The sequence below is a fragment of the Vibrio sp. V39_P1S14PM300 genome (assembly GCF_009904765.1).
Lineage (GTDB): Bacteria > Pseudomonadota > Gammaproteobacteria > Enterobacterales > Vibrionaceae > Vibrio > Vibrio proteolyticus.
In genome coordinates, this window is sequence record NZ_WXWP01000115.1 from 1 (window position 1) to 4,481 (window position 4,481).

Consider the following 4,481-nt stretch of genomic DNA (forward strand, 5'->3'; position numbering starts at 1 on the left):
GCTCATTACAGAGCACTTCACTGCGAGCCGTTACATTATCGAGACTCGCCAAGATAATCTGTCTCAATGTTAAGACTAGACATGTAATAGTGCTTTTACCATGACTTTTATTAATACAAGTTCATATTCTTGGTCAAAATGGCGGGCGAATTCTGCTTCAGGAAGGCGATAAAAGGCCCAATACGGGTAATAGGGCAAATCTAAGATGAAAAAAAACCACCCGAAGGTGGTTTTTTCAATCTCAAATTTAAGCCTGTGGGCGCATAGCAGGGAACAGGATAACGTCTCGAATGGTGTGCGTGTTGGTAAACAACATGGCCAAACGGTCGATACCAATACCCTGACCGGCCGTAGGTGGCAGACCGTGTTCCAGAGCGGTAATGTAGTCCGCATCGTAGTACATGGCTTCGTCATCACCCGCATCTTTCGCATCAACCTGCGCTTTAAAGCGTGCGTCCTGATCTTCAGCATCGTTCAGCTCAGAGAAGCCGTTCGCCACTTCACGGCCGCCGATGAAGAATTCAAAACGGTCAGTGAAGAACGGGTTGTCATCGCTACGGCGTGCCAACGGCGAAATGTCCGCCGGGTAGCCCGTGATGAAAGTTGGCTGAATCAGTTTTGGTTCAGCGGTTTCACCAAAGATCTCTTCCAACAACTGACCACAGGTCCAGAAGCTTTCAACTTCAACATGAACTGATTTCGCAATCGACACCATCAACTCACGGTTTTGCAGATCAGCTTCCGTCAGCGCCTGGATCTGTTCATGAGTCGGGTTGTAGTGTTTGATCGCTTCGAACATGCTCATACGCGCGTATTTGCCGCCAAATTCAACCGTTTCATCGCCGTATGGCATTGAGGTTGAACCCAGTACGTTCATCGCCACAGTACTCAGCATCTCTTCGGTCAGATCCATCAGATCTTTGTAGTCAGCGTATGCCTGGTAAAATTCCATCATAGTGAATTCTGGGTTGTGACGTGGCGACAGACCTTCGTTACGGAAGTTACGGTTGATCTCAAACACACGGTCAAAACCACCGACTACCAGACGCTTCAGGTACAGTTCAGGCGCGACACGCAGGAACATGTCGATGTCCAGTGCATTGTGATGCGTGACGAACGGACGCGCCGTTGCGCCTCCAGGGATCACGTGCATCATTGGTGTTTCAACTTCCAAGTACCCTTTCGAGCTCATGAAGTTACGGATCGCAGACACCAGCTTAGAACGGATGATGAACGCCTGACGAGAGTCTTCGTTGACAATCAGATCCACGTAGCGCTGACGGTAACGCATCTCCTGGTCGGTCAGACCATGGAATTTTTCTGGCAGAGGACGCAATGCTTTGGTCAACAGCTCATACTCTTCCATGTTCACGTACAGATCGCCTTTGCCTGACTTGTGCAGCGCACCTTTCACACCGATGATGTCACCGATGTCCAGGCCTTGGTACTGCTCTTTCAGAGCTTTCTGAACATCTTTCGAGGCGTAAGCCTGAATGCGGCCAGAAGTTTCCTGAATGACCAGGAATGGACCACGCTTCGCCATGATACGACCTGCGATCGCCACGACGTGGTTCAACGCTTCCAGCTCTTCTTTGCTCTTTTCACCGAACTCTTTTTGCAGATCGCCCGCCAGGCTGTCACGACGGAAGTCGTTTGGGTGACCGTTTGCTTTGCAGCTCTTTCGGATCTCATCCAGTTTCGCGCGGCGTTCAGCAATCAGTTTGTTTTCTTCTAGTACAGTTTCGTTTTGAACAGCATCAGTCATTTTTCGATGTATCCTGTCGTTAGTCGGTGAAAAGCTTACAAACCTGATTTCAGGCTAGCTTCAATGAATTTGTCCAGATCGCCATCAAGCACCGCTTGAGTGTTGCGGTTTTCAACGCCGGTACGGAGGTCTTTAATGCGGGAATCATCCAGTACGTAAGAACGGATCTGACTGCCCCAACCGATGTCGGATTTGGCGTCTTCGTTGGCTTGTTTTTCCGCATTCTGCTTTTGCAACTCGAGTTCAAACAGCTTAGCGCGCAGCTGTTTCATCGCCTGATCTTTGTTCTTATGCTGCGAACGGTCATTCTGACACTGCACCACAGTATTGGTCGGAAGGTGGGTAATCCGTACCGCAGATTCCGTGGTGTTGACGTGCTGACCACCCGCGCCCGACGCACGGTACACGTCGATACGCAGATCCGCCGGATTAATATCGATATCGATGTTTTCATCAACCTCTGGATAAACAAACGCAGACGCAAATGAAGTGTGACGACGACCGCCGGAGTCGAACGGTGATTTACGCACCAACCGGTGCACACCGGTTTCCGTTCTTAGCCAACCGTACGCGTATTCACCCGAAATACGGACCGTTGCCGATTTCAGACCCGCCACCTCACCTTCGGAAACTTCGATCACTTCGGCTTTGAAGCCTTTGGCTTCAGCCCAGCGCAGATACATCCGCAGCATCATGTTCGTCCAGTCCTGCGCCTCAGTACCACCGGAGCCCGCTTGCAGGTCAATATAACAATCCGAGCTGTCATGATCGCCAGCGAACATACGACGAAACTCGAGCAGTGCCAGTTTTTCTTCCAGCTCAGCCAATTCAGGTTCGATTTCGTCAAACGTTTCCTGATCGTCGGCTTCCACCGCCAGCTCAAGCAGCCCTTCCACGTCGTCGACGCCCTGCTCCAGTTGCTCAATGGTTTCCACAACCGCTTCCAGAGAAGCACGTTCCTTACCCAATGCTTGCGCACGTTCAGGTTCGTTCCAGACATCCGGTTGTTCTAATTCTGCGTTGACTTCTTCTAGACGCTCTCTTTTGGCGTCATAGTCAAAGATACCCCCTCAGGACATTCGTGCGCTCAGACACGTCCTGGAGACGGTTTTTAATAGGATTGATTTCAAACATGTTTGCTTTGCACTTTCGTGTAGAATTTAACCGGAGAATTCTACTGAAAAATGTGATGAAGATACAGGAAAAATTAGAGTTCGCTAATCGCTATAGAAAAGGCCGGCGCTATAGCGCCGGCCTTTGATATTCAACCGCTGATTGGATTAGGCCATGTCGTCGGCCAGTTGCTCTTTTTCACTCGAACCGATAAAGAAGGCACACACAATCGACAGTGCGGTTGGCAACAGCCAGGCCATTCCCACATCGAATAATGGCAGCATGTTAAGCATCGAGACATCCATGCCCGCCACTTTGGCCCCATCGATGGCTGCAAACAGCAGAGAAACCAGCATCACCGTACGGTACGCCATTTTCGGGTTTGGTAACTTCTTGCGCAGGAAAGTCAGTGCCACTAGCGCGATCGCCACCGGATAAAGCGCAAACAACACTGGCACCGACAGAGAAATCAATTGTGACAGACCCACGTTGGCCACCACCGCGCACGCAACGCCGTTGATAATAACCCAGGTTTTGTACGACAGCGGCGTCAGCGAACTGAAGTAATCCGAACACGCCGAGATCAGGCCGATCGCGGTTGTCAGACATGCCAGCAGCACGATGACCGACAGAACGATTTGACCGTAAGAACCAAACAGCGCCTGAACATATTGACTCAGCACCACACCGCCATTGTCAGCTCCGGCAGCGACAACCGAGCTGGTTGCGCCCAGGTAGAACAGCGAAATGTAGACAAACGCCAGTCCAGCGGCAGCAATGAAGGCAGCACTGATCAGGTACTTAGTAGTGGCAGCGCGTTCGGTAATGCCTTTGCCGCGCAGCGCATCCACCATCAGTACACCAAACATCAGTGAGGCGAACGTGTCCATGGTGTTGTAACCTTCCAGGAAGCCTTTCTGCAGAGGATGGGTCAGGTATTCTCCCTGCGCCGCCACGATGTCCCCTTGAGGATTCATAAATACGCCAACGGCCAGCGCGATCAATCCAAGAAACAGTACCGGGGTCAGAACTTTACCAATCATGTCGATCAGTCGTCCCTGGAACCAGGCAAACACCATCGCTACGATGAAGAAAATGATAGAAAAAGCCGTTAGCTGGAACTGACCGGCGTCAAGCATAAATGGCTTAACCGCCATTTCGTACGCCACCAGTCCGGTGCGCGGCGCCGCAAATGCTGGCCCGATAATGATGAAAATCAGCACCGCCATAATGGTCGCTGCACGCTTGGGCAAATCTTTGGTCATGTGTTCCCATGTACCACCCGCCAGTGCGATGGCAATAATGGTGATCAAAGGCAGTCCGACCGCCGTCAGTAGGAAACCTGTCATTGCCGGTAAAAGGTTGTCACCCGCAAGTTGCCCTGCAAATGGTGGGAAAATGATGTTTCCGGCACCCAGGAAAAACGCAAACAGCATAAAGCCGATTGCAACAATATCTGTTAGTTTTAAAGTCTGCTTCACAGATAGCCCTTATCGTTATAGTCAAATATGTTGTTGTGTATGCATCCACGCACCTAATTGATGCGAGCGAATCCAGAGATCCGGGGTGCGAATAATGACGAATGCATCATCAATTCGCAACC

3 protein-coding genes are annotated in these 4,481 nt (G+C 50.8%); all 3 read right to left on the reverse strand.

From position 1 onward, the window contains the following. Positions 1-247: 247 nt before the first annotated feature. A complete protein-coding gene (lysS, locus tag CAG65_RS05450; RefSeq protein WP_021705646.1) occupies positions 248-1,765 on the reverse strand; it encodes a lysine--tRNA ligase in 1,518 nt (505 codons plus the stop codon). 35 nt (positions 1,766-1,800) lie between these two features. After that, a protein-coding gene (gene prfB / locus CAG65_RS05455; RefSeq protein ID WP_161452710.1) for a peptide chain release factor 2 occupies positions 1,801-2,899 on the reverse strand; the annotation gives its coding sequence in 2 pieces (ribosomal slippage) (positions 1,801-2,823 and positions 2,825-2,899; 1,098 coding nt in all). A 146-nt stretch (positions 2,900-3,045) separates the two neighbouring features. Further along, on the reverse strand, positions 3,046-4,359 hold the full coding sequence (gene brnQ / locus CAG65_RS05460; protein WP_161452712.1) for a branched-chain amino acid transport system II carrier protein: 1,314 nt from the start codon (positions 4,357-4,359) through the stop codon (positions 3,046-3,048). Positions 4,360-4,481: the final 122 nt, after the last annotated feature.

Coding starts and splice junctions, on each gene's coding strand:
- lysS (WP_021705646.1), bottom strand. CDS start 1,765: ATGACTGATGCTGTTCAAAACGAAACTGTACTAGAAGAAAACAAACTG.